A 22,803-nucleotide genomic window follows, 5' to 3' on the forward strand; every position below is an offset into this window, starting at 1 on the left:
CATTCCTATAAAATCATTCAGAGAACAAACGGGGCGTTAATCCTTGAGCATTCGCCTGCTGATATTGACGAATATAGGGAATATTACGATCCAGATGGCAAACAAGATCATTGCACTGCTTAAATACTCCAGCGGCAGGTGAACGGCATCAAAGCGCGCTCCGGCTAAATAGCTGATACAGCCAAACACGCCTCCGAGTAAAGCATTGATATACCATGGTAGTTTTTGAGTAAACGCCAAACTGTAACCTAGACTGATAGCAAAGTGACACCAAAGTAATATGAGCCAGTAAGGTGTCTCACTAAAATGAAAAACACCGCTAAAGATCAACCCAGAATCAACAGCGATCCCCAACAGCACCACTTTCAGCATTAGCATGAAATCAAGCTGCATCCGGCTTGATAAGATGAAATGAAACAACAACAAACCTAAGCTAAGTCCCAATGCGCTATTTTGGTACAAAATAGATAACCACCACACACATTGGAACATTAGCAAATTAACGACCGTTAAATATTGCGATGCTAACTTATCGACCCAAACCTGAAACATATTAACCCTGTTGCTGCGTAGGGCGATATTGCGGTCTAACCGCGACTAGGTGAACTGCACTGGTGGTGCGTTCAAGGAAGCCACCTTCACAATAACTTAGGTAGAATTTCCACATACGGATAAAATCATCGCCATAACCTAGCGCCTTAATTTTTGGTAACGCAGCGTCGAAATTGTCCTGCCAGTCCTTGACGGTTTTAGCATAGTCCAAGCCCATATCATCCACTGACCAAGTGACAAAATCAGTGTGTTTAGTCAGTTCATTGTTCATGCGCGTTACAGACGGTAAACAGCCGCCAGGGAAAATATAGCGCTGAATAAAATCAACACTCTTGCGATAACTGTTATAGCGCTGATCGACGATGGTGATCGCTTGAATTAATAGGCGTCCATTGGGCTTTAACAGTGCTTGTAGTTTCTTAAAGAATCCGGGTAAGTACTCATGCCCTACCGCCTCAATCATCTCAATAGAAACCACGCGATCATACTCTCCGGTTAAGATCCGGTAGTCGTCTTTAAGCAAGGTGACACTGTCCGTTAACCCTTCCTGTATCACTCGCGCTACTGCATATTCAAACTGGGCATCTGAAATGGTTGTCGTTGTCACTTTCACGCCGTAGTGCTTAGCAGCATAAATGGCGAGGGCTCCCCAACCAGTGCCGACCTCAAGCAGCGTTTGCCCAGCTTTCAAGTCGAGTCGCTCACAAATAGTCTTAAGTTTATGTTGCTGTGCTTCCTCTAATGAAGCGTCAGCATGCGGATACAACGCACTTGAATACAGCATTTCTTTATCAAGAAAGGCTTGGTACATGTCATTGCCTAAGTCGTAATGGGCCAAAATATTCTTCTTTGAGCCTGCTTGTGTATTACGCTTGAACAGATGAGCGACTCTGCTAAAAGGTGTGGTCAACCAAGATAACTTCTGCTCTAATTTATCCAGCAACGGCAAATTTTTGGCAAAGATCTGTACCACCTTGGTGAGATCGGGACTGGTCCAGTCGTTTTGAATGTAGGCTTCACCCGCACCAATAGAACCAGACAACAAGATCTGCCGATAGAAACGGGGATGCTTGACGATTAACGTTGCATGTAGATCTGAATCCTTGCTGCCGAACTCATAGCTATTATCGCCGTCGATCAAACTTAAGTGACCATCGGCTAGCCCTGGTAATACGCTTAGCAATAACTTTCTCGCTAAGCTATCGGGTAAAGCTGCGCTAGTCAGACTTTTCTTGGTTACAGTATTGTCCATTATTATCTCTCCGCTGACTTGTCTGGATGCCCAATAAAAGGCACGCGCTTTATAAATAGTTTCAGTGCTTGCCAATAGATCCCTTGCACTATTTTGAGTGTCATAAAGGGGAACTGCAGCAGCATTGTGCGTAAACTATGGTGGCTCATTTCCCGTCGAAATAGACACAAGTTAACATCAAATAATTTTTGCGTACTTCGGTTCTCAATCCCGACTTTGACAGACGAAGATGGCGGCTCTATGCGCCATATGTATTTCATGTTTAAGTCCATAAAGGGTGACACATGAAACGCCTTATCACTGGGCTGCGGATTATTAAGATCAACAAGGTAGTAATGACGTTGATTCCACGGCGTATTACTGACTTCAGCCAACATGTATCTGACGTCGCTACCTTGGTAGCAAAAGAAACAATTAATCGGGCTAAAATAGATGCCAAAGTGCCTTACCTGACCCACAAAAAGCACTCGTTCACACTCAATATCGCCGCCTAACTCATCGACTTTATTCAACACTCTTGCTTTGAGGTTATCCGCGATAATAGCGGAGTCAGAAGTCTTTACCTGTTCATTTAGATAATCTTTTTGATTAAACATCAGTGGTGCAAAACCTGTGGTTGAAAATAACCAACTCATCTGTTCGATCACGTTCAGCTCGTCAAGATCGAGCACCAACATTGCTATTTCATAATCAAAATTATGTTTGCGTGGACTATAACGTCGATGCTTAACATCTCCTTTATATATACCGCTATTTAGCTGGATATTCATAGGCGTAGCCCAAATGCTTCACACACATCAAATGCGCTGTGAACGCCATCTTCATGAAAGCCGTTATACCAGTAAGCACCAGCAAAATGAGTATGATTAACGCCTGAGATCAATGACTTTTGAGATTGAGCTAGCAAGGTTTGTTCATTAAATACCGGGTGTGAATAATTAAAGCTGCGCACTATTTTGTTTGTATCAATTAGCTCAGACTGGTTCAAGGTGACGCAAAAGGTGGGCGCATCGCTAGGTAGACACTGCAATATGTTCATATTGTAAGTCACTGAGGCTTGCTTCTTGGTATCACCATCTAAGCGATAATTCCAACTTGCCCAAGCGGCCTTACGCTTTGGTAATAAAGACTCATCACAGTGCAAAACCACTTCATTATTTTGATAAGTCAGTTTACTCAATACTTGTTGTTCATCCTCGCTGGCATCACTTAGCATCGCCAACGCTTGATCGCTATGACAGGCTAAGATCACCTCATCGAATTGCAACCACTGATCGTTGACCTTAATTTTCACGCCTGCATCATTGCGTTCAATCGCATTAACAGGGCTATTCAAATGAATAGAGGAGGCAAAAGGGGCGGTTAAGTCAGCAATATAGCTACGAGATCCGCCTTCAAGTACATACCATTGCGGTCTGTCGGCAATATTCAACAAGCCATGATTCTGAAAGAACTGAATAAAGAATCGTAGCGAAAAGGCTTTCACATCCTCTATGCTCGATGACCAAATAGCCGCGCCCATAGGCAGTATGTAATGCAAACTGAAGAACTCACTAAAACGCTCTTTATCGAGTAATTCACCTAATGTTTGATAAGCATAATGGTCGTCTGAGTATGCTTGCTTACATAACTTGTTAAACCGTAAAATCTCTCTAATAAACAGCCAAAAACGAGGGCGGAATAGATTGCGCTTCTGCGCAAAAAGGCTAGACAGGGTGTTGCCATTATATTCAAGTTTAGTCAGCGAGTTGTGTACGCTGAAACTCATTTCTGTGGCTATTGCCTTAACCTCAAGGCGAGCCAGCAACTGTTCGAATCGCGGATAGGTGCGATCATTAAACACGATAAAACCAGTATCGATAGCATAGCGTTTGCCATCCATATCGACATCGACAGTCGCGGTATGCCCACCAATATAATCATTAGCTTCAAAAACACTGACATCGTGCTTCTGCGATAAAATATACCCACACGTAAGACCTGAAATACCCGATCCAACAATGGCAATTTTTTTGCGTTTATTGCGGTTTGCTGCAGATTCCATTAGCGCACCTTCCTATTATCTGTCGGCTTATTTGAATGCCGGTTAGCCTCAGGCTCAGTCACTTGTTCCACAGCTGATGCTTGACTTGGCTGGACCATTTTTTGCCAAATACCGCGGGGCAACAAGGATATAAATTTTAAAATGAGGGTAAAGCGACGTGGAAAGTGTATCTCTTGACGGCCTTTATCAAGACCTTGTCTTATTGCTACTGACGCTTGAATAGGCGTTTGCTGCATTGGCATCGCAAAATTATTTTTATCAGTGAGTGGGGTCTTTACAAACCCAGGGCAAATAACACTCACGCCAATGCCATGAGGCTTTAGATCCAGCGACAAACTACTGGCCAAATATTGCACTGCCGCCTTTGATGCACCATATGCCTCAGCCCTTGGAAATGGCAGATATACCGCACTGGAGCCCATTAAGCCAATACGCCCTCCCGTTTTAATTAAGGGTATAAAAGCCGCTAAACAGTGCCCCATAGAGATCACATTGGTGCGAATGACTCGCTCGAATAACTGGCCGTCAAAATGGATAGCATCATCAACATACTCACAGGTCCCTGCATTCAAGATGACTAAGTCGAGCTGCATTTTATCTGCTTTTATCAAGTCGGCTTGTACGCCGATGGCGTCAGTATCATTAATATCAAATAACAGCTTCTTTGCGCCAGCAAGCGTGGCTAGCCCTTGCTCATTACGGCCACAGGCATAGACTTGCCAGCCTTGCGCTAAATAGTCATGAGCCAGTTGCAAGCCTATGCCTGAACTCGCACCTGTGATCAGCACGCTTTTTTGTGTTTGGGTTGCCTCTGTCAGAGTGGTCATTTAGCCACCTTTGACTTGATAAAACCAATTAATCCACCAACGATAGGCAGCTGTTCATAAAGCATTGCACCGAGATCAAAATAGTCTTGATGATGATGAATTTTATCGGTAAACATCAGTAAACTCATGCCATCAACGCTAATGCCGTTACCCGCATTCAGCTTAGGGTGAACTAAGTTCATGGTCCATTTTAATGCTGCAGCACCGTCATCTCGCACCACTTGATGTATAACAAAATCTATCGATTCAACATTTTGATAAAGCGTTTCAAAGTAACTTGTTAGTGCGGTTAACCCAGCAATTTTATGCAGTGGATCAATAAAACAAATGTCTTCCGAGTAGATATCACCAAGTAACCCTAGGTTGTCTTTATTGAGCTGTTGATAGACAGAGACAAAGCGCTCAATAATCTCTTGAGACAGGATATCGACACTGGCTTGTTGGCTGTCTAATATCGCATTAGCGCTATTATTGACGGCGCTCATTGCGGCGACCGAAACTTCCATGGTTGTATCTGCAGTGATTGTCATCCGAAAATCTCCTTATCTAAATCTATCGCTGCCACTGGGTTGTTACCGCGTTTCATCGCAGCCAACTCTTTTAACGCTCGCTCACGGGCAAGTTTGTGATCGACGATCGGGCAAATATAGTGACTATCTGAAAAAAGTTGCGCTTGGGTCGGTATTTTAAGTTTATGAATTAACTTCAAATCCACACCTTTAAGCTCTGGTAGATAGTTACGAATAAACTCACCAGTAGGATCAAACTTTTCACATTGTGAAATCGGATTAAATACTCTGAAATAGGGTTGAGCGTCACAACCTGTGCCCGCAGACCATTGCCAACCACCATTATTGGCGGCCAAGTCACCATCGATAAGTTTCTGCCTGAAGTAACGTTCGCCCCAGCGCCAATCAATCAGCAGATGTTTAGTCAGAAAGCTCGCGACTACCATCCTTAAACGGTTATGCATCCAACCTGTTTGATTTAGCTGGCGCATCGCCGCATCCACCAGTGGATATCCGGTGCGGCCATCACACCAAGCTTTAAACTCTGTTTCATTATTTCGCCAAACGATATTGTCGGCTAATGGGTTAAAGTTCTGCGCTTTTGAAAGCCGAGGAAAGGCCACCAGCAAGTGACGATAAAACTCTCGCCAGATGATCTCATTTAGCCAGCAACGGCCGGGGCTTTCATCGTGGACTAATGCATCGGGATAATGACTGAGCAGGGCCACAATGCATTGACGTGAACTGAGAATGCCGACAGCGAGATAGGCCGATATTTGGCTGGTGCCATCAATTGCAGGAAAGTCTCTAAACGCCTTATAGTCTGCCGCTTTAGTTAACGCGAATTCTCGTAATTGGGCTAACGCCGCATGTTCTCCAACAGCCCAAGCTTTGCTGCACACTTTTGCACACTGCAGTCGAACGGGCTCAGTCACCCTGATAGGCGCAGCGATTGCATTAGGAGTAACGAGTGTGTGTATTGGCTTAGATCTGGCTATTTCACGCCACTTTTTACCAAACGGGGTAAAGACCTTATACATCTTTCCCGCTAAGTTGAGCACGCTCAATGGGGCTAACAGGCAATGCTGTTGATATAGGCTTAAATTCACCTTTGCGGCGACAGCGAGATCGCGCTGACACTCATTAAACTCAGGCTCACTGCTGGCAAATACACTATCGACCTGCCACTGCTCAACATATTGTTTTAGATATGCTGGAATATCGTCAAAGGTATTAAGGTGATAAACGTCCAACGGGATCCCAAGGGCGGCAAGAGCGACAGCCAATTCATTTAGCTGCCGTTCGATAAAGTCCAACTGAATTGGCGCTACATCATGTTGCAGCCACTGCTGCGGCGTAGCAATAAAAATAGCCCGCAGCAACAGGCCCTTGCTTACTGCATGTTCGCAAGCCGCCATTAATGTTTGGTTATCTTGCACCCGCAGATCGCTTCGAAACCAAACCAGTGTATTTACCTTTTCAGCCGCCATAATTAGTCATCCTTGTTTCCACTTAATCTTGTCTCATTGTTCGGTGTCATTATTTCGATATCGGTATCAACAATGCTATTCGCTACCCCATCCTTAGCCACAATGTCTTTAATACTGAGATGACTTAGGCCCAAGCGTTGATTCACGCTTTTGGCATAGATCCCCACCAGATTGATACTGCCAAGGTTGGATTGCATCAGCAGCTCAAACTCTCGTGTATCGACATTATTAAACTGGGGGTGAGCGATCAGCAGTATCTGTCTCGAGGGTATTCGTTGAGCAATAAACCCCAACTCACTAACCTTGGTAATATTAATCTGTTGATGTTTCACTTTATAGGCACTCAGTTCAGCAGAAAACATCAATGGACTCCAATGGGGTTCCTTGCCAATACAGACCAATAGCGTCATGGCTAAGCTATCTTCTTGTAGCAATGCCAACCGCCGCGCCGAAAAATGGGCTGCCAATTCATTACTGAGCCAAGCTTGAATACTTGCAGCATCCTTTCGCTCTCCCATCGTTGCTTCATGTCCACTTAACCAGGGCCAGTAAAGGCATGTTTTTAAAACGCTAAATGGGTAGAGCGCTGTTAATACGTTTAATTTTTTATGTAAGTCAGTGGCATTAAAATCAATACAGCACTGATTCAGAAAGATGATATTTCCCTGCCAAAAACTCATCTCAACAGCACTCAGCGAGGTATTGTTAGCCAGAGGTTTGGCCGCCGCTTTGATAACTGAAGCCTTAAGAAAGGGTTTTACTTTACTAATAGAGACCCCTTTATTGAGCCAATAAAGGATCTCTTCGATTTGCATTAAGTGTGCGTGGCTATAAAGCCGGTGCCCCTTTACTGTTCGCTTAGGGACAACTAAACCATAACGGCGTTGCCACGCTCTTAATGTCACTGGATTAACCCCAGTACGGTCAGCGGCTTCACCTATAGTGAGCCACTTATCTTCCGCAATGAAAGGCTTAACCTGAGTCATAATTGTGCCCGCTAACTTAGTACGCGTAACGCAGTTTAAGCTCTTCTGGATGCGGATTCAGATAGACTTGATTCTCAATATAAGGCGTTGGAAACTCACGGATATAATGGTTAATCAAGGTCATTGGTACCAAGATGGGTTGCAAACCTTGGTTATACTTTAAGATTGATTCAGCTAGTTCCTCTTTCTGCGCACTCGATAAGTGTTTTTTAAAGTAGCCTTGCATGTGCTGTAGCGCACTGGTGTGATTCTTTCGAGTCGCTTTAATCTTAAGGATCTGCATAAAGCCAGTGAAATACTCTTCAGCAATTTTCTCTAAATCACCGGTCATATCCGCTAGTAACGGTCCCAGCTCGCGATACAGTTTCGGACTATGCGCCATTAGCATGTATTTATAACGCACGTGGAAATTTAAGACATTACTCTTAGTAAAACCAGACGCCTGCAGGCAATGCCAATCATGATATGCGTAAACGCGAGTGAAAAAATTCTCACGAATAACCAGATCATGTAGCCTGCCCTCCTCCTCAACAGGTAATAGAGGGTAACGTTCCATCAACTTACGCGCATAAACGCCAATGCCTGATTTCCAGCCATTATTAGTCCCGAGCTTGTATTCCGTCACACGTTCCATACCGCACGTTGGCGATTTAGCACACAGAATGTACCCCCCCAAAAAGCCAAGTTGTTCCACTTTTTTTGTGCTGAATTCATTTAGTTTATCGGTAACATCAATTGAGCCATCGGCACTTTTAACATAAATAACGTCACCGTCTTTTTCAAGTCGAACCGACTTTCTTGGCGCGCCCATACCTATCGCCATTTCAGGGCATACAGGGACATAATCAAAATGAGGGGCTATCTCTTTGCGGCAATAGCCTGATGCTTTATGTCCGCCGTCGAAACGGACTTTCTCTCCAAGTAAGCAGGCGCTAATCCCGATTTGAATTTTGTCTGAATTAAAATGGCTCATGATATTACTCCCTTAATTTTGAAGTCATTACGCAGCATACTTGTACAAGGATCACTTTTTTGTACAAGTGTGAAATTCAGTATGGCACTCCTTTGAATTTTGGCAATAAAAACGCCAGCTAATTGCTGGCGTTTTTATTGATTAATAAGCAGATTTGAGTTTGTTAGCCTTATTCTTAGCGCTCTTTATTTACAATCCTTCTTAACGTTCTTTATTAGCAAAGCGTTCTAAACCCCATACCACTAAGATACCGGCTAACATGGCGATAACGGCATAGGTAAGCAATGACGCTTGTCCCGTTAGGTGTTCATACTGCAATGGCGATAGGATACGTTCATCCAGCGGCACCATCTCTCCTTTAGAGTTTTCTCGAAAACTGAGCACCTCTTTCCAAGGCCAGATCTTACCTAACGTCCCCAGCATTAACCCGGTTAAAAACACTAACGTTGCGTCATGGTATTTACGTAGCAATAGCGATAACACCCGGCTAAAGCTTAATAACCCAATAACGGCGCCTACAGCAAAGGTGACTATAATGCCTATATCAAAACTCTTCACCGCGCCCATAACCGAGGTATACAACCCCAATAGCAATAAGATAAAGCTCCCTGAGATCCCCGGCAAAATCATCGCTGTAATCGCGATACAGCCACCAAAAAATACATTTAAGTAGGTCATTTCAAGGGCAATAGGCTTTAGCATGGTTATCCCCCATGCGATAACAAAACCTAGGCCAAATAACACCACTCTTGCCGCTGTAACACCTTTGACCTGCTTGAGCATATGTACGACTGAGATAAGGATAAGCCCAAAGAAGAAAGACCAAACAGGAATGGGGTGGTTATGCAGCAGATAAGTAATTAGCCGCGCCAAGGTAAAAATACTGGTTAGGATCCCACCGAAAACACAGACCAAAAAAGGCCCATTGATATGTGAAAAAGCCGCTTTAACACCCTGTTTTCTAATAATTGAAATCAAAGAGGGGCTGATCCTGCCAATACTCTCTAGCAAGGTATCTAAAATACCTGTAATAAAGGCGATAGTACCGCCCGAAACACCCGGTACAACATCTGCTGCGCCCATTGCCATCCCTTTAAGGTAGGTCTTTAAATAATTCACTTTATTCCCTAATTCAATCAAAACTAATTACCCGCAAAATTATACGTCTCAATCCCATACAAAGGGAAATGAAGTTTGCCATTTCCCTTTGTATATAATCTGACGCTAGTAATTGATGTTAATTCAATGTTAATCTCATCCGACCAGTAAAGGTTCACAAGGAAGAAGATGAGCAACTCAGTCCACAACAACAAGCCGACAAAAGTGATGTCACTCTACAGGCGTGTGACCCGATTGCCCTTTGGCAATAAGATATTTTCACTCATGGTCTGCCGAATGGCGCCTTACTTCGGTACAGTTAACCCTTTTATTAGTGAATTAAAAGTGAATAAATGCGTTTGTCTCATTAAAAAACGCAAATCAGTTCAAAATCATATTAAAACGGTACATGTTATAGCGATCTGTAACGGCCTTGAGATGGCGATGGGCACGATGGCCGAAGCCTCTATTCCAAACCATTTACGCTGGATCCCAAAGGGGATGAGTGTTGATTACACCGCTAAAGCGGGTAGCGACATCACCTGTGTGGCAGAAGTTACGCCTGAGCAATGGGCTGTGGGTGATATGTTAGTCGCTGTCACGGCTTACGACACAGAAGGTGTAGTTGTGGTGCGGGGATCGATTAAATTATGGATCTCAGAGAAACCACCGAGAAAATAACGCGCCTTAATCGCCGGCGAATGAAATAACCCTTCATTGGCCGAGTATATCCTGCTATTATTTCGGTAATTACCGAAACATAGACACTTCAATCAAGTGTCTAGCGTAAACCAACTGAATTGAGCTTATGAACATTGACGTCGCGGCCAAAGCACTAAAAGAACTTGGACACCCAACGAGATTGACGTTGTTTCGCTGTCTTGTAAAAGCGGGATATGCAGGCTTACCAGTCGGGCAACTGCAAGAAACATTACAGATCCCTAATTCAACCTTGTCACATCACCTCTCAAGCTTAATGTCTGCGGGACTCGTGAAGCAGCAAAGAGAGGGACGAGTGTTGCATTGTATCCCTCAATTTGATTGCTTAGACGGGCTAATTTCATTTCTGCAAGAAGAGTGTTGTACCGACGAGAAATGTTAAGCACTGAGCAGTTAACACTTACTCAGCAAGGTAGAGATGCCCCGTTTTGACAAAAATAATGGTGTCCTGTTCAACAAAAGGAAAATGCTCACTCATATGTGGGCTCCGCAGCCAAGTGTATTGCGGGTAAGTGCCATGCTCATCGTTAAACTCACCGCTAATAACAAAGATCTCCTCGCCGCCAAAATGACGATGTACTTGAAAACGCTCTCCGGCAGGCCATTTTACCAATGCCACATGTTCATGCTCAAACTCATGCAGAGGCATCACCTGTAAACCGCCCATTCCTTGACGCCAATCATGAGTCTGAGTGCTCACCCTGACGGTCTTTAAATCACGTTTATCAAACTGATTTAACTTAACCAGCAGTACACAGCCATCTTCACTATACGGCGCATGAGCGCTCCCCGGTGGGTTACGAATATAGGTGCCCGCTGGATAATCACCCTCCTCATCAGAGAAAACTCCCTCCAGCACTAAAATCTCTTCACCATAAGAGTGGGAGTGACGCTTAAAGCGAGCACCAGCTTGATATTTAACGATGCTGGTCGTATGGCCACTTTCTGCTGCAGCGCGTTCAAGCGGCTTACGAAATACCGTAGGAGAAGGACTGTCTAACCAAGGTGATTCTTGGGTTTTAATAACCACTTTTTGACTTAAGTCCATATTTAACATCAATAGCTCCTAAACGTTTTATTCAAATAACGATTAATTACGGCCTGCCATAACGCCGCCATCGACATCCCAAATAGCCCCAGTCACCCACGCAGCTTGATCTGATAATAGATGCACAATCGTTTGCGCGACATCAATTGCAGTACCGACTCTACCAATAGGGTGAAAAGCATCGAATCCCGAGATAGCCTCGTCCAACTCTTCAGGCTTAATAAACGCCGCATAGATGGGTGTTTTAACCACGGCTGGCGCAACAGCATTCACACGGATATTGCTATCAGCCAGCTCCATCGCCATATGTTGTGTCAGTGCATGTAATCCAGCTTTGGCCATTGAATATGCTGATGATGGCGTGGCTTTAACCGCTTGCTTAGCCCACATAGACCCTATATTGACGATACTGCCGCCACCGTGCAACTGCATATTACTCGCAACCACTTGCGACACTTGGAACAGAGCTTTATTGAGTTGCATGTAAATATCGTAGTCAGCAGAGGAATGCGCTAAGAAGGGTTTTGGGTTGAAGTAACCTGCCGCATTCACTAAGTAATCTATTTTACGCTCAAGTGTGCTTAACGCTGTGGCTAATCGCTCTACATCGGTCGCCTGCTGCAGGTCAGCTTGTATTGTGCTTACGGTGCCCAAAGCTGATAGCTGCGCGGCGGCAATATTGAGTTTATCTACATTGTTGCCGATGATAATCACATCTGCCCCCTGCTTTAGCAGCAGCCTAGCCGTTGCCAGGCCGATGCCGCTTGATCCACCGACTACGATGGCTAGTTTTTTATCATTCATCTTGTTACTCATAAGGCTCACTCATCTGATTTAGTGTGGTAACCTTAAACAATGAATATATGTCTGAATAGTAAGCACAAATTAGTACCATAGGTACTTTTTGGTACATATTTATGAATCTAAAAGAAAAATTAATTTCAAGAAAATCTGGACCAGCTAAAACAGCAAGAATGGTAGAGACGATTGTCGGCTGTAAATGGTCACTAACGGTCTATCAGCTGCTGGAAGATGACATCAATCGTCCTGGCGAGATGGTAAAATCGGTAGAGGGTTTAACCACAAAAGTCTTGAACCAGTGCTTAAAACGCAATATCGAATTTGGTATTTTGCAGAAAGTCAGCTACCCAGAGATCCCACCACGAGTCGAATATAACGTGACCGACTTTGGGCAAAAGTTTGTGCGCATTTTAAAAGACTTAGAGTCACTGCAACTTGAGATAGATAACTAGAAGAGGACACCATGCAACAAGGCGTACTGACCCGATGGGATGATGCAAAAGGCTTTGGTTTTATAACCCAAGCCAACAGCAGTAATGACATTTTTGTACATGTATCCAGTTTCAAATCAAAAGTTCAACGCCCTAAAAATGGCGATATCATTAGTTTCAAGAATACTAAAAATAGTAAGGGCAAGTCGCAAGTCAGTATGGCTAAAATCATAGGGAAAGCCGCGGGCACGACAAAAATGGCTAAGCGTTCCGCTAAATTAAGCATGGTCAGTCTATTTGCTATCACTGCCATCATCAGCGCAATCGTACTTTATCAATTTGGTTTACTGCCGCTAACCGCGCTTATCTACATGCTCGTAATGTCTAGTATGACATTTATTGCCTATGCACTGGATAAACGCGCCGCACGCCAACAGCGCTGGCGTGTTAAGGAATCAACATTACATCTTTTTTCCCTGCTTGGTGGCTGGCCAGGCGCCCTGATTGCGCAGCAACTTCTTAGGCATAAGTCAGCTAAAACCCCGTTTAAAGTGCTGTTATGGCTAACCATACTGCTTAACATTGGCGTTAGCTACATCGTTCTCTTTACGCCACAGGGCGCTGAGCATTTTCAACAGATCCAGCGCATGCTCTAAACGACTGTAGATTTACCTGTGGGTATCGAGTCTATATGATTGCAATCAAGCTGAATTTAACTCAAACAAACTCAACCAAAGTGAATTAATATGAAAATGATATTAGCGGTAGTCGTCATTGCCGGCGTGATTTTTTACTTCTTTACCTCAATGAATAACCAAAAAGTGTCAAAAGAAAATATTGAACTAGGCAATGCCTTTCTTGCTGAAAACAAGTTAAAAGAGGGCGTATCAACAACCGCCTCAGGCCTGCAATATCAAGTATTGGCCGCCGGTGATGGCACTGTTCATCCAAAGGCGAGTGATACCGTCACGGTTCACTACCACGGCACACTTATCGATGGCACTGTATTTGATAGTTCAGTTGAGCGTGGCGAACCTATCGACTTTCCACTTAACCGCGTGATTAAGGGTTGGACTGAAGGGGTACAGCTTATGGTTGTTGGTGAGAAAACTCGCTTCTTTATTCCCAGTGAATTGGCCTACGGTAATCGCAGTGCCGGCAAAATTAGCGGCGGTTCAACACTTATCTTTGATGTAGAGCTTATCAGCATCGACTAGATCGCATCATTAGCGGTATAAAGACAATAAAAAGCCCGAATGTGCAAACATTCGAGCTTTTTTTAGCCTCTAAAAAGCGGCCTTACGCTTCGTAACCGAACGGATCATCGATTGAGTGAGCAGGCTTGGTAAACCAAACAGCGCCTTGCTCTGTCATGTAAAAATGGTCTTCATGACGAACACCAAACTCACCCGGTACGCATAACATAGGTTCATTACTAAAACACATACCTGCCGCGAGTGGAGTGTGGTCGTTAAGGACTAAATACGGCCATTCATGAATATCTAAACCAATGCCATGACCAGTACGGTGTGGCAAGCCGGGTACGTTATAACCAGGGCCAAAACCTGCTGCTTCTAAAGTATCGCGCGCTGCACGATCAACACTTGCACATGACACGCCAATGTTAGCGGCATCAAACGCGGCTATTTGCGCATCTTGCTCGTACTGCCATAGCTCACGTTGGCGTGCACTTGGCTCACCATAAACATAGGTACGGGTGATGTCAGAATTATAACCAAATAGCTGACAACCCGTATCAATCAATACTGTATCGTTGAGGTCTAGCGCTTTAGGAGATTTAACCCCATGCGGATAAGCACTGTCTTCACCGAATAATACGATGCAAAAATACGAGCCAGCTGGAATACCGGCTTTAATGTGTGCAGCATTAATAAAAGCTTCAACTTCGGTAGTGGTAATGCCCTCTCGAAGTATGCGTGCGACCGATTTGTGTACTTCTAGTGTTAAGTCTTTAGCACGCTGTAATAAGCTCAGTTCAGGCGCTGATTTAATCATACGGCAACCTGCGGTTACCGCCTTGGCACTGACATAATTGTATTGTGGGTGTGCTTGACGGACTCCGTCAGAGATAAAGAAAGCGGTCGATTCGTCGATGCCCACATCGCCTGCTTCAATGCCCATACCTGCTAATGTATTGCCAAACAATTCAAAAGGGCTTTCATCTTCTAGCCAAGTATTAACCTTGCCTTTAATCGTCATATAACCCAGTAGCGTATCAACCTCAAAAGCAGGCGCAATATACTCAAGTTCACCTTTAGCAGGAATAATGGCACCCACCATACGTTCACTGGCATACCAACGTGTGCCCGTATAGTAGTAAAGGTTTGTACCCGCATTAATATATATTGCTGCAATACCTTCGGCTGCCATAATCGCCTGCGCATTAGCAATGCGTGCCGAATATTCTGCATGAGTAATTGGCGCTGCGCCTTGGGTCATATCAGTCAGCTTGGCTAACTCTTGTTCTGCGGTTGAACCACCTACACCTATTGTCATTTCATTACCCTTACTTTAAAAATTAAACTCTTATACCTGGTTAAAGCCAACAATAAGCCTAATCAAATATCTGATGAATTACGCATTCAGCCCATTGGCTCGACCGTTACAGCTTTTTATACGGCCTATTTATACGCCATAAGACTACGTCGATATATCTGTCACACTTTCTAGCATAAAATATACAAAACGTCAGTACTAATTAACTGTAATTGATAAATACTTACTAAGTAGCTGTCTTGAAAAACAATAAAAGATAAATATGGGACCATGCTAAAAAGCTAACATTGGAATAATTAGAAGTGATGAGCTGTATTGCAGTAGATGAACCTTTCAAGTGAGTCGTTAATCTCATCAATAAAAAAAAGAGCGACAATAGCTCCTCTAACAAGGCTAATGTTTGTATCAACTCCTCCGATAACGTTTGTTAAAGTAAAAAATAAATTAAATCAAATAGAAAGAATCACTTCAGTTGTGTCTCGTTAGCCAACAGAGTGCATTTTACAGCTAAGAACTAACTCAATTTATAAGCGTTCTTTCTGCAACATTCGGCTTTTAGAGAGCTTCCACCAAGCAATTAATAGCAATTGAGCGGCGATAACAGGCAAACAAATTATCAATAGAATTTCCCAGCCAAGTGCATGAATAACCCATCCAGCGCTGAGCGATGCTATTGCCTGAGCACCAAAAATAAAGGTATCGTTAAACGCTTGCACTTTATAACGCTCATCAGTGTTGTAGCAACGAGGCAACAAGGCGGTGCCCGCCACAAATAGAAAGTTCCAACCAATGCCGAGCAATACTAAAGCGGCCCAATAATTCAATAGCTCCCGCCCAAGCAGTGCCGTAATGATCGTGACCACATAAGCCAACAACCCTAACAGCATCATTTTTGATACCCCGATTCGCGCGACTAACACCCCGCTGATAAGCGAGGGGAGATACATCGCGATGATGTGACTTTGAATAACCCACTTGGTATCGGCCAACGAATGATGCTCGATATGATGCATATGCAGTGGCGTTGCCGTCATCACAAAGCTCATCATGGCGTAACCCAGCGTGGCGCCAGCTATCGCTACCCACAGTTTAGGTTGAGTCAAGATAACGGCAAGCGGGCGTCCGGTGGCTTTAGTCGCCTTACGGCTTGAACTGCGATCGATTTTAGGCTCTCGATAGAAACATAAAATAGTGGCGGCTATCAGGCTAACGATAGTTAAAAATGAAAAAGCCCCCACATAGGCCTGATCTGATATCACGCCACCAAGCACGGCCAATTCAGGCCCTATTATCGCCGCAACAAGACCACCGAGTAATACCCGCGAAGCCGCCTTAGCCGCTAATTGTTCAGACACCGACTCCATTGCCGCAAAGCGATACTGCTGCACCACGGCACCCGCCGATCCCAATAACATACCGCTTAAACAAAATAGGACAAAATCTTGCTTAGATGTTGCATAAGCCGCCAACATTCCTGACGTAGCTGCCATCAATGCTCCAGAGATAAAGATAGGCTTTCGACCAAAACGTTGCATCAACTTAGAGACAGGTAATACCGATAGCGCTACCCCCACCACCATCGACGCAATCGGCAATGTCGCCAGTTCAGGTGATGGTGCGATATCAGCACCAATTATCCCGCCTAACAACATCATCATTGGTGTTGCACTCATCGCAAACGCTTGCGCCAGTGTCAGTACCCATACATTAAATGGCATAACTCGTTCTTATCCTTTCGCTACATCCATACACTGTAACGGACATAGCCGTTAGCGTAAGTGATAATTATCGCTTTTGTTAATAACATAGTCGCACGAATGACCTTGCAACTCACCTCTGTAAACCTTTGATAGACCGGAACGTTCCTATGGAAGGTTACAAGATCGCTAAATGCTGCTGCCCTTGCCGACTCAAGTTGTGATAACCTCCGCGCTAAATAAGTACACATTTAACAGCCTTCAGCCAACCTTACCCTTGCCGCTCAAGTGCTTAATTATGGAGTCATCATGTCTATTACTATTGCCGCCCGCTTAAGTGCTATTCGCCGCGAAATGGTTAAATCTAATCTCGACGCCTTTATTATTCCTCGCGCAGATGAATACTTGGGAGAATATGTTCCCGCTCACAATGAACGGATGTTGTGGACCAGCGGATTCACCGGTTCAGCAGGCATGATCATTGTATTAAAAGACACAGCTGCAATCTTTGTTGATGGTCGTTACACCGTGCAGGTTCGCCAACAAGTCGATGCCGAATTATTTGAATACCTCAGTTTGCACGAGACTCCGCAAGCGCAGTGGCTCACAGAGAAGCTTGATGCCAAAGCCAGTGTTGGTTTTGATGCCAGATTGCACACGCTTTCATGGTTCAACAGTACGCAAGCTACCTTGAATAAAGCACAAATCGAATTAGTCGCTGTAAAGGACAATCCAATTGATCTTAACTGGAGCGACAGACCACAGGCTTCAAACGAACCGATCATGGCGTTTAGCGAGCAAAGTGCAGGCCGAAGTAGTTTAGAAAAACGCACCACGATTGGCGCTGCAGTTAAAGTTGAAGGCGCTGACGTTGCCATTATTGCCGCCTTAGATTCATTCTGCTGGTTGCTCAACATTCGTGGTAAAGATGTACCACGCTTACCTGTCGTCCTGGGTACAGCCTTACTGCATGCTAACGGCGATATGGTGTTATTTACCGATGTAACCAAACTACCAAACGGTATCGAGCACCATGTGGGCAGCGGGGTTAGCTTTAAGACAGAAACCGACCTTGAAGCTGAACTGGCTAAACTGTCAGGCAAAAAAGTGCTCGCCAGCCCAGACACCACTAACGCCTGGTTACAGATAACCGCCAAGAACGCAGGCGCTGAGCTTGTTGCCGGTGCAGATCCCGTTGCATTGCCTAAAGCAAAAAAGAATGAGGCTGAATTGAGCGGGATCAAAGCCTGCCACATTCGTGATGGTGTTGCCGTTAGCCGTTTTCTTGCTTGGCTAGATAGCGAAGTCCTCGCTGAGCGTTTATATGATGAAGGTCAGTTAGCCGATAAACTGGAAAGCTTCCGTCTTGAAGACCCGCTTTATCAAGAGCCGAGTTTTGATACTATTTCAGCCACTGGCGCTAACGCCGCAATGTGCCATTACAACCATAACGATGGCACACCTGCACAGATGGAAATGAACAGTATCTATCTGGTCGATTCTGGAGCTCAGTACCTAGACGGCACCACAGATGTTACTCGTACGATTGCCATTGGTGATGTTACCGCTGAGCAGAGAAAAATGGTCACGCTGGTACTTAAAGGGCACATTGCCATCGACCAGTCTAAGTTCCCACAAGGCACCTCCGGACAGCAGCTAGATTCTTTTGCACGTCAATATCTATGGCAGTACGGATTCGACTTTGATCATGGCACTGGTCATGGCGTTGGTCATTACTTAAGTGTCCACGAAGGGCCGCAAGGTATCGGTAAAAATAGAACTCCTGTGCCTTTAGTCGCCGGTATGGTGCTATCTAACGAGCCAGGTTACTACCGTGCTAACGAATTTGGTATTCGTCTCGAAAACCTCGTCACGGTAAGACCATCAGTGGCATTAGCCAACGCTGAACGCGACATGCTTGAGTTTGAAGTACTCACCTTTATCCCCATGGATGCACGCCTCATTGATAAAGACTTACTCACAAGCACTGAGCTCAACTGGTTTAATCAATACCACCAACAGGTGCGTGAAAAGCTCAGCCCGCATATGCACGGTGATGATCTAACTTGGCTAAATAAAGTCACTGCGGCAATCTAAAGTCGCCGTTTATCAATAAAGCAGCGTTTCGACGCTGCTTTATTGCAAATGTAATCTCTGTACATTCATCAGTAATTCAAGCGATTAACTCCTATCTACTCAATGCGCTTCGAATTGAGAAACCCAGCCGCGACAAAATGGGCTGTATCGTTCATGCCATCAGCATAATTTGCCAAATGAAGTAATAAAAAAACTGCAGGTTCTAAGCGAAAGTTTGCTATACTCCGCCACCGCCATTTTAATGGTAGACAAGGCGTTAGCGCTGTACGCTAGCGGTTGAATAGTAGATTATAGGACCCCTCATAATGAGATTTGAATCTTTTAGTTTTGCTCCCGAGATTTTACGTGCTATCTCTGAATGTGGTTATGAAAAAATGACTCCTATTCAGCAGCAAGCAATCCCAGCAGTGCGTCGTGGCCTAGATGTATTAGCCAGTGCACAAACCGGTACCGGTAAAACGGCGGCCTTTGCATTACCCATCTTGCAAAAAATGGTTGATAACCCAAGCGACACTCAACGCTCAAATACCCGTGCGCTGATCTTAACCCCAACGCGTGAACTTGCGTCGCAAATTGCCGACAATGTGAATGATTACGCTAAATACTTAGACATTAATGTCGCCACCATATTCGGCGGCGTTAAGATGGAAACCCAAGCGATTAAACTTAAGCGCGGCGTAGACATTATTATCGCTACTCCAGGCCGCTTACTTGAGCATCTCACCGCCTGTAACTTAAGCTTGTCTAATGTCGACTTCTTGGTACTCGATGAAGCTGACCGAATGTTAGATATGGGCTTTAGCGCTGAAATCCAAAAACTGCTACAAGCAGTGAATAGCAAACGTCAAAATATGATGTTTTCAGCGACCTTTTCTGCTCCGGTTAAACGACTCGCTAGCGAGATGATGGTAAAACCAACTATCATTACAGCTGATAAGCAAAACACTACCGCCGATACCGTAAGCCAAGTGGTTTATCCTGTAGAGCAACGCCGTAAGCGTGAGTTACTGTCAGAACTCATTGGTAAGAAAAACTGGAAGCAAGTCTTGGTCTTTACCGCGACTCGTGATGCTGCTGATAAGCTAGAAAAAGAACTTAACCTTGATGGTATTCCTACTGCCGTTGTCCACGGTGAGAAAACCCAAGGTACCCGTCGTCGCTCTTTACGCGAATTTAAAGAGGGCAAAATGCGCGTATTGGTTGCAACTGAAGTTGCCGCTCGTGGACTCGACATTCAAGGTCTTGAATACGTCGTAAACTATGACTTACCCTTCTTGGCTGAAGATTACGTTCACCGTATTGGTCGAACAGGTCGTGCCGGTAAATCAGGTGTGGCGATCTCATTTGTGAGCCGTGAAGAGGAACGTACTCTGCACGACATTGAGAAATTAATTGGTCAGAAGCTACGTCGTGTGACGATCCCAGGATACGAAGTGGGTAGCCGCGACGTGTTGATCAAGCATCTGCAAACTCGCCGTAGTTTCGCGAAAAAACAGCAGCGCAGTGATAACGCAGGCGCTCAGGTGATAGGCGAGAAGAACATGCAAGGTCGCCGAGTTAAGGTCAAAAATGCCTCACCTGCTAAAATTAAAAAGATAAAATAATCTCAGTACGAGCTGTACTAATTTAACATTATTTTATAAACAGAAAGGCACCTATGGGTGCCTTTTTTGATTGTATCATCGTATTGTTGGAATTCAGCTGCGATAGATAATTGTCAGCAGATAATGATGCTTAATCGCTTTGGCTGTCAGCTTAAACAGATTTGTTATAGCGCAGGCTCAACTTGGCAGAAAATGCGTCGTACATATTTTATTTCCGTCTAGGTCGCGCAAGTAAGCAAGATACAATTTACGTTCTCCAGCTCCACGAACGCCAGGAGGCTCTTCTATTGCAATGCCGCCATTTGCCATCCCCACACGATGCCATTCATCAACAACTTCAGGACTGTCCGCGAGAAAACCAATCGTCATACCATTTCCATGACTCGCTTCTTCACCGTCTATTGGTTTCGTCAAACCCAACACACCTGATGGGCTAAAGTACATACAACGCCCTTTCTCATCGATGACACCCTCGCTGTAACCAAGCACCTTCATGATCTCATCATAAAATACTTTTGAACGAGCTACGTCATTTGTACCAATCATTAGATGGCTAAACATACACTTCCTTTTAGGTTACTTTGAAATTTTCAATCTAATTTAGAGGGATCACATATCGATGTCTATGAGTAACGTTGATTTGCTGCTGTACGCGGCAATAACCTGTGCTGAACGCTTTAATGACCAAGCCAATGATACTCTATGCCGAGTGTAGTCTGCATCGTGTTGATTGCTTTGTTATACCGTAAGACTTTCTGAGTAAATTTTTCGATATGAACGATGCTCTAAATCCGTCGAACTCAGACCAAACTTGCTTGCTAAAGTAATCAATTCAGACCTATAACTTTCGAGTAAGCTCTCCTCGTCAGTCATAATAGCAAACTCGGCAAAGTCACCTAACCCATCAAGATTATCGACAGTCATATGAAACTTACCAACAAAATAAATACTGCGTGTTTTCTTCATCGCCAAAACAACATGATAGCCCATTGTTTTAAGCATACTTTTTGCTTTATTAGCATCGGTAATATTTGTCGCTTCACAACGGTCGGCTTCAGGTCCTTTAACTATCCAAAGCTTAATTCCTGATGGCTCCATTTCACGAATACAAAGGCTTTTATTTTCCGCTAGAAGCTGCTGTTCAGAAGTATCAAAATAACAATCAGATTCTAGATTATCTTGAAGCATGATTTCATGCTCCATTGAATTCAATGTCACTAAAAATTGAGATTTAGATGCTATGCGATATTTTAACTCGACTTCAAACTTGCCTTCGAAATGTTCTGTCATGGTAATTACTACTTATAAAAATGGATAGATTAACGTATTAATCATCTGATTCTATTTAATTATTTTAGATTTTGATATGACTGTTCTTAAAAAGTAAGGTGCAGCTTGATGTATTTGTGGTTCCTATCGCCTTTCCACAACAATGAAAGTTATTGGCGCTTTTCAAGGTCTAGTGTTATTAAGTTAGTAACCCCTAAATTCAAAGGTATAATAATAATGTTAAAAAAGACCTTCACTGCCCTGTCAATATTGTTGTTTAGTTTACCCCTATTAGCTAAACCTATCGCGACCGACGAATTAAGCGTAATGCCTTTAATGAATGGCCAAACCATTCCGTCTGCATCGCTCAAAGACCTCAATGGGGCTAGCGTCGATATCGCTAAGATCACTGCGGGTAAACCAACAATTATCTTTTTCTACCGTGGTGGCTGGTGCCCTTTTTGCAATTCACAAATGGGTCAACTACAGGCGATAGAGCCACAACTACTCGAAATGGGTTACCAATTAATTGGCATCTCTCCTGATACACCTGAAAAACTCAAAGCATCAATGACCAAGCAAGACCTTACTTACACACTGTTGTCTGATGCCAGTTTAGAGACCACTAAAGCCTTTGGTTTAGCCTACTTTACCAGCGCTAAAACTACTGAACGCTATATGAGTAAAATGAAACTTGAAAATGATCTATGGCAAACTCCACAGGGCGAAAAACGGCTAGTACTGCCGGTCCCTGCCGTTTATATCAGCGATGCTAAAGGATTGGTGCATTTCCAATACGTAAACCCTAACTTTAAAGTTCGTCCTGCGCCTGAACTGATTGTTACAGCAGCAAAACTGGCACTTAAGTAAATCAAAGTACGGCTATAT

24 protein-coding genes are annotated in these 22,803 nt (G+C 44.1%); 8 read left to right on the plus strand and 16 right to left on the minus strand.

Going from position 1 to position 22,803, the window contains the following annotated elements; genetic code table 11:
- Positions 1-36: 36 nt before the first annotated feature.
- From CXF86_RS04350 to CXF86_RS04395, 10 genes are all read right to left on the minus strand, one after another.
- The gene (locus CXF86_RS04350) at positions 37-552 is read right to left on the minus strand and encodes a DUF2878 domain-containing protein (protein WP_101091261.1); all 516 of its coding nucleotides are present in this window, start codon (positions 550-552) and stop codon (positions 37-39) included.
- A gap of 1 nt (position 553) precedes the next feature.
- Positions 554-1,804 (minus strand): SAM-dependent methyltransferase, encoded by a 1,251-nt coding sequence (locus CXF86_RS04355; protein WP_102038421.1) that lies wholly within the window; start codon positions 1,802-1,804, stop codon positions 554-556.
- Positions 1,805-1,806: 2 nt separating this feature from the next.
- Positions 1,807-2,574, minus strand: a complete 768-nt coding sequence (locus CXF86_RS04360; protein WP_102038422.1) for a DUF1365 domain-containing protein — start codon at positions 2,572-2,574, stop codon at positions 1,807-1,809.
- Positions 2,571-3,848: an NAD(P)/FAD-dependent oxidoreductase gene (locus tag CXF86_RS04365; protein WP_102038423.1), complete on the minus strand. Its 1,278-nt coding sequence runs from the start codon at positions 3,846-3,848 to the stop codon at positions 2,571-2,573. Before CXF86_RS04365 ends, CXF86_RS04360 begins: the two co-directional genes overlap by 4 nt.
- Complete coding sequence (locus CXF86_RS04370; protein WP_102038424.1) at positions 3,848-4,675, minus strand: SDR family NAD(P)-dependent oxidoreductase; 828 nt, start codon at positions 4,673-4,675, stop codon at positions 3,848-3,850. The genes CXF86_RS04365 and CXF86_RS04370 overlap by 1 nt, the downstream gene beginning before the upstream one ends.
- Positions 4,672-5,205, minus strand: coding sequence for a nuclear transport factor 2 family protein (locus CXF86_RS04375; protein ID WP_232775039.1), 534 nt, complete (start codon positions 5,203-5,205; stop codon positions 4,672-4,674). The genes CXF86_RS04370 and CXF86_RS04375 overlap by 4 nt, the downstream gene beginning before the upstream one ends.
- Positions 5,202-6,674 (minus strand): deoxyribodipyrimidine photo-lyase, encoded by a 1,473-nt coding sequence (phrB, locus tag CXF86_RS04380; RefSeq protein ID WP_102038425.1) that lies wholly within the window; start codon positions 6,672-6,674, stop codon positions 5,202-5,204. The genes CXF86_RS04375 and phrB overlap by 4 nt, the downstream gene beginning before the upstream one ends.
- A gap of 2 nt (positions 6,675-6,676) precedes the next feature.
- A complete protein-coding gene (locus tag CXF86_RS04385) occupies positions 6,677-7,660 on the minus strand; it encodes a MerR family transcriptional regulator (protein ID WP_102038426.1) in 984 nt (327 codons plus the stop codon).
- Between the two features lie 16 nt (positions 7,661-7,676).
- A complete protein-coding gene (locus tag CXF86_RS04390) occupies positions 7,677-8,633 on the minus strand; it encodes a YbgA family protein (protein WP_101091254.1) in 957 nt (318 codons plus the stop codon).
- 201 nt (positions 8,634-8,834) lie between these two features.
- A complete protein-coding gene (locus CXF86_RS04395; protein WP_101091253.1) occupies positions 8,835-9,752 on the minus strand; it encodes a polyprenyl-phosphate transporter in 918 nt (305 codons plus the stop codon).
- A gap of 168 nt (positions 9,753-9,920) precedes the next feature.
- Here CXF86_RS04395 and CXF86_RS04400 point away from each other — a divergent pair, with 168 nt between their 5' ends.
- A complete protein-coding gene (locus tag CXF86_RS04400; RefSeq protein ID WP_101091252.1) occupies positions 9,921-10,412 on the plus strand; it encodes a hotdog fold domain-containing protein in 492 nt (163 codons plus the stop codon).
- Between the two features lie 127 nt (positions 10,413-10,539).
- Positions 10,540-10,833, plus strand: a complete 294-nt coding sequence (locus CXF86_RS04405) for an ArsR/SmtB family transcription factor (RefSeq protein WP_101091251.1) — start codon at positions 10,540-10,542, stop codon at positions 10,831-10,833.
- Between the two features lie 18 nt (positions 10,834-10,851).
- On the opposite strand, the gene CXF86_RS04410 is transcribed toward CXF86_RS04405, so the two are convergent.
- Positions 10,852-11,508 carry a cupin domain-containing protein gene (locus CXF86_RS04410; protein WP_102038427.1) on the minus strand — a complete coding sequence of 219 codons (657 nt, stop codon included), beginning with the start codon at positions 11,506-11,508 and terminating at the stop codon, positions 10,852-10,854.
- A 33-nt stretch (positions 11,509-11,541) separates the two neighbouring features.
- Positions 11,542-12,303, minus strand: a complete 762-nt coding sequence (locus tag CXF86_RS04415; RefSeq protein WP_102038428.1) for an SDR family NAD(P)-dependent oxidoreductase — start codon at positions 12,301-12,303, stop codon at positions 11,542-11,544.
- 113 nt (positions 12,304-12,416) lie between these two features.
- On the opposite strand from CXF86_RS04415, the gene CXF86_RS04420 reads away from it, so the two are divergent.
- The 3 genes from CXF86_RS04420 to CXF86_RS04430 all read left to right on the plus strand — a co-directional run bounded on the left by CXF86_RS04420 (position 12,417) and on the right by CXF86_RS04430 (position 13,948).
- Positions 12,417-12,752: a winged helix-turn-helix transcriptional regulator gene (locus CXF86_RS04420; protein WP_102038429.1), complete on the plus strand. Its 336-nt coding sequence runs from the start codon at positions 12,417-12,419 to the stop codon at positions 12,750-12,752.
- Positions 12,753-12,763: 11 nt separating this feature from the next.
- On the plus strand, positions 12,764-13,387 hold the full coding sequence (locus tag CXF86_RS04425) for a DUF1294 domain-containing protein (protein ID WP_102038430.1): 624 nt from the start codon (positions 12,764-12,766) through the stop codon (positions 13,385-13,387).
- A gap of 90 nt (positions 13,388-13,477) precedes the next feature.
- Entirely contained in the window at positions 13,478-13,948 is a 471-nt protein-coding gene (locus CXF86_RS04430) for a BamJ family beta-barrel-assembly machinery protein (protein WP_101091246.1), read from the plus strand.
- A gap of 82 nt (positions 13,949-14,030) precedes the next feature.
- Here the strand turns inward: CXF86_RS04430 and CXF86_RS04435 are convergent, their stop codons facing one another.
- Together CXF86_RS04435 and CXF86_RS04440 are read right to left on the minus strand one after the other, a co-directional pair.
- Positions 14,031-15,248, minus strand: a complete 1,218-nt coding sequence (locus CXF86_RS04435) for a M24 family metallopeptidase (protein WP_102038431.1) — start codon at positions 15,246-15,248, stop codon at positions 14,031-14,033.
- A gap of 524 nt (positions 15,249-15,772) precedes the next feature.
- Positions 15,773-16,966, minus strand: a complete 1,194-nt coding sequence (locus CXF86_RS04440; protein ID WP_102038432.1) for an MFS transporter — start codon at positions 16,964-16,966, stop codon at positions 15,773-15,775.
- Between the two features lie 288 nt (positions 16,967-17,254).
- Here CXF86_RS04440 and CXF86_RS04445 point away from each other — a divergent pair, with 288 nt between their 5' ends.
- Both CXF86_RS04445 and CXF86_RS04450 read left to right on the plus strand, forming a co-directional pair.
- Positions 17,255-19,042 carry an aminopeptidase P family protein gene (locus CXF86_RS04445; protein WP_102038433.1) on the plus strand — a complete coding sequence of 596 codons (1,788 nt, stop codon included), beginning with the start codon at positions 17,255-17,257 and terminating at the stop codon, positions 19,040-19,042.
- A gap of 305 nt (positions 19,043-19,347) precedes the next feature.
- Positions 19,348-20,646, plus strand: coding sequence for a DEAD/DEAH box helicase (locus tag CXF86_RS04450; protein ID WP_101091242.1), 1,299 nt, complete (start codon positions 19,348-19,350; stop codon positions 20,644-20,646).
- Between the two features lie 177 nt (positions 20,647-20,823).
- Here CXF86_RS04450 and CXF86_RS04455 read toward each other — a convergent pair whose 3' ends face one another.
- The gene (locus CXF86_RS04455) at positions 20,824-21,207 is read right to left on the minus strand and encodes a VOC family protein (protein WP_101091241.1); all 384 of its coding nucleotides are present in this window, start codon (positions 21,205-21,207) and stop codon (positions 20,824-20,826) included.
- Positions 21,208-21,384: 177 nt separating this feature from the next.
- Complete coding sequence (gene cyaB, locus CXF86_RS04460) at positions 21,385-21,936, minus strand: class IV adenylate cyclase (RefSeq protein ID WP_101097988.1); 552 nt, start codon at positions 21,934-21,936, stop codon at positions 21,385-21,387.
- A gap of 207 nt (positions 21,937-22,143) precedes the next feature.
- Here cyaB and CXF86_RS04465 point away from each other — a divergent pair, with 207 nt between their 5' ends.
- Positions 22,144-22,785: a peroxiredoxin-like family protein gene (locus CXF86_RS04465; protein ID WP_374702322.1), complete on the plus strand. Its 642-nt coding sequence runs from the start codon at positions 22,144-22,146 to the stop codon at positions 22,783-22,785.
- The last annotated feature ends 18 nt before the right edge of the window (positions 22,786-22,803 follow it).

Origin of the sequence: Shewanella sp. GutCb (assembly GCF_002836135.1) — a bacterium.
GTDB lineage: Bacteria > Pseudomonadota > Gammaproteobacteria > Enterobacterales > Shewanellaceae > Shewanella.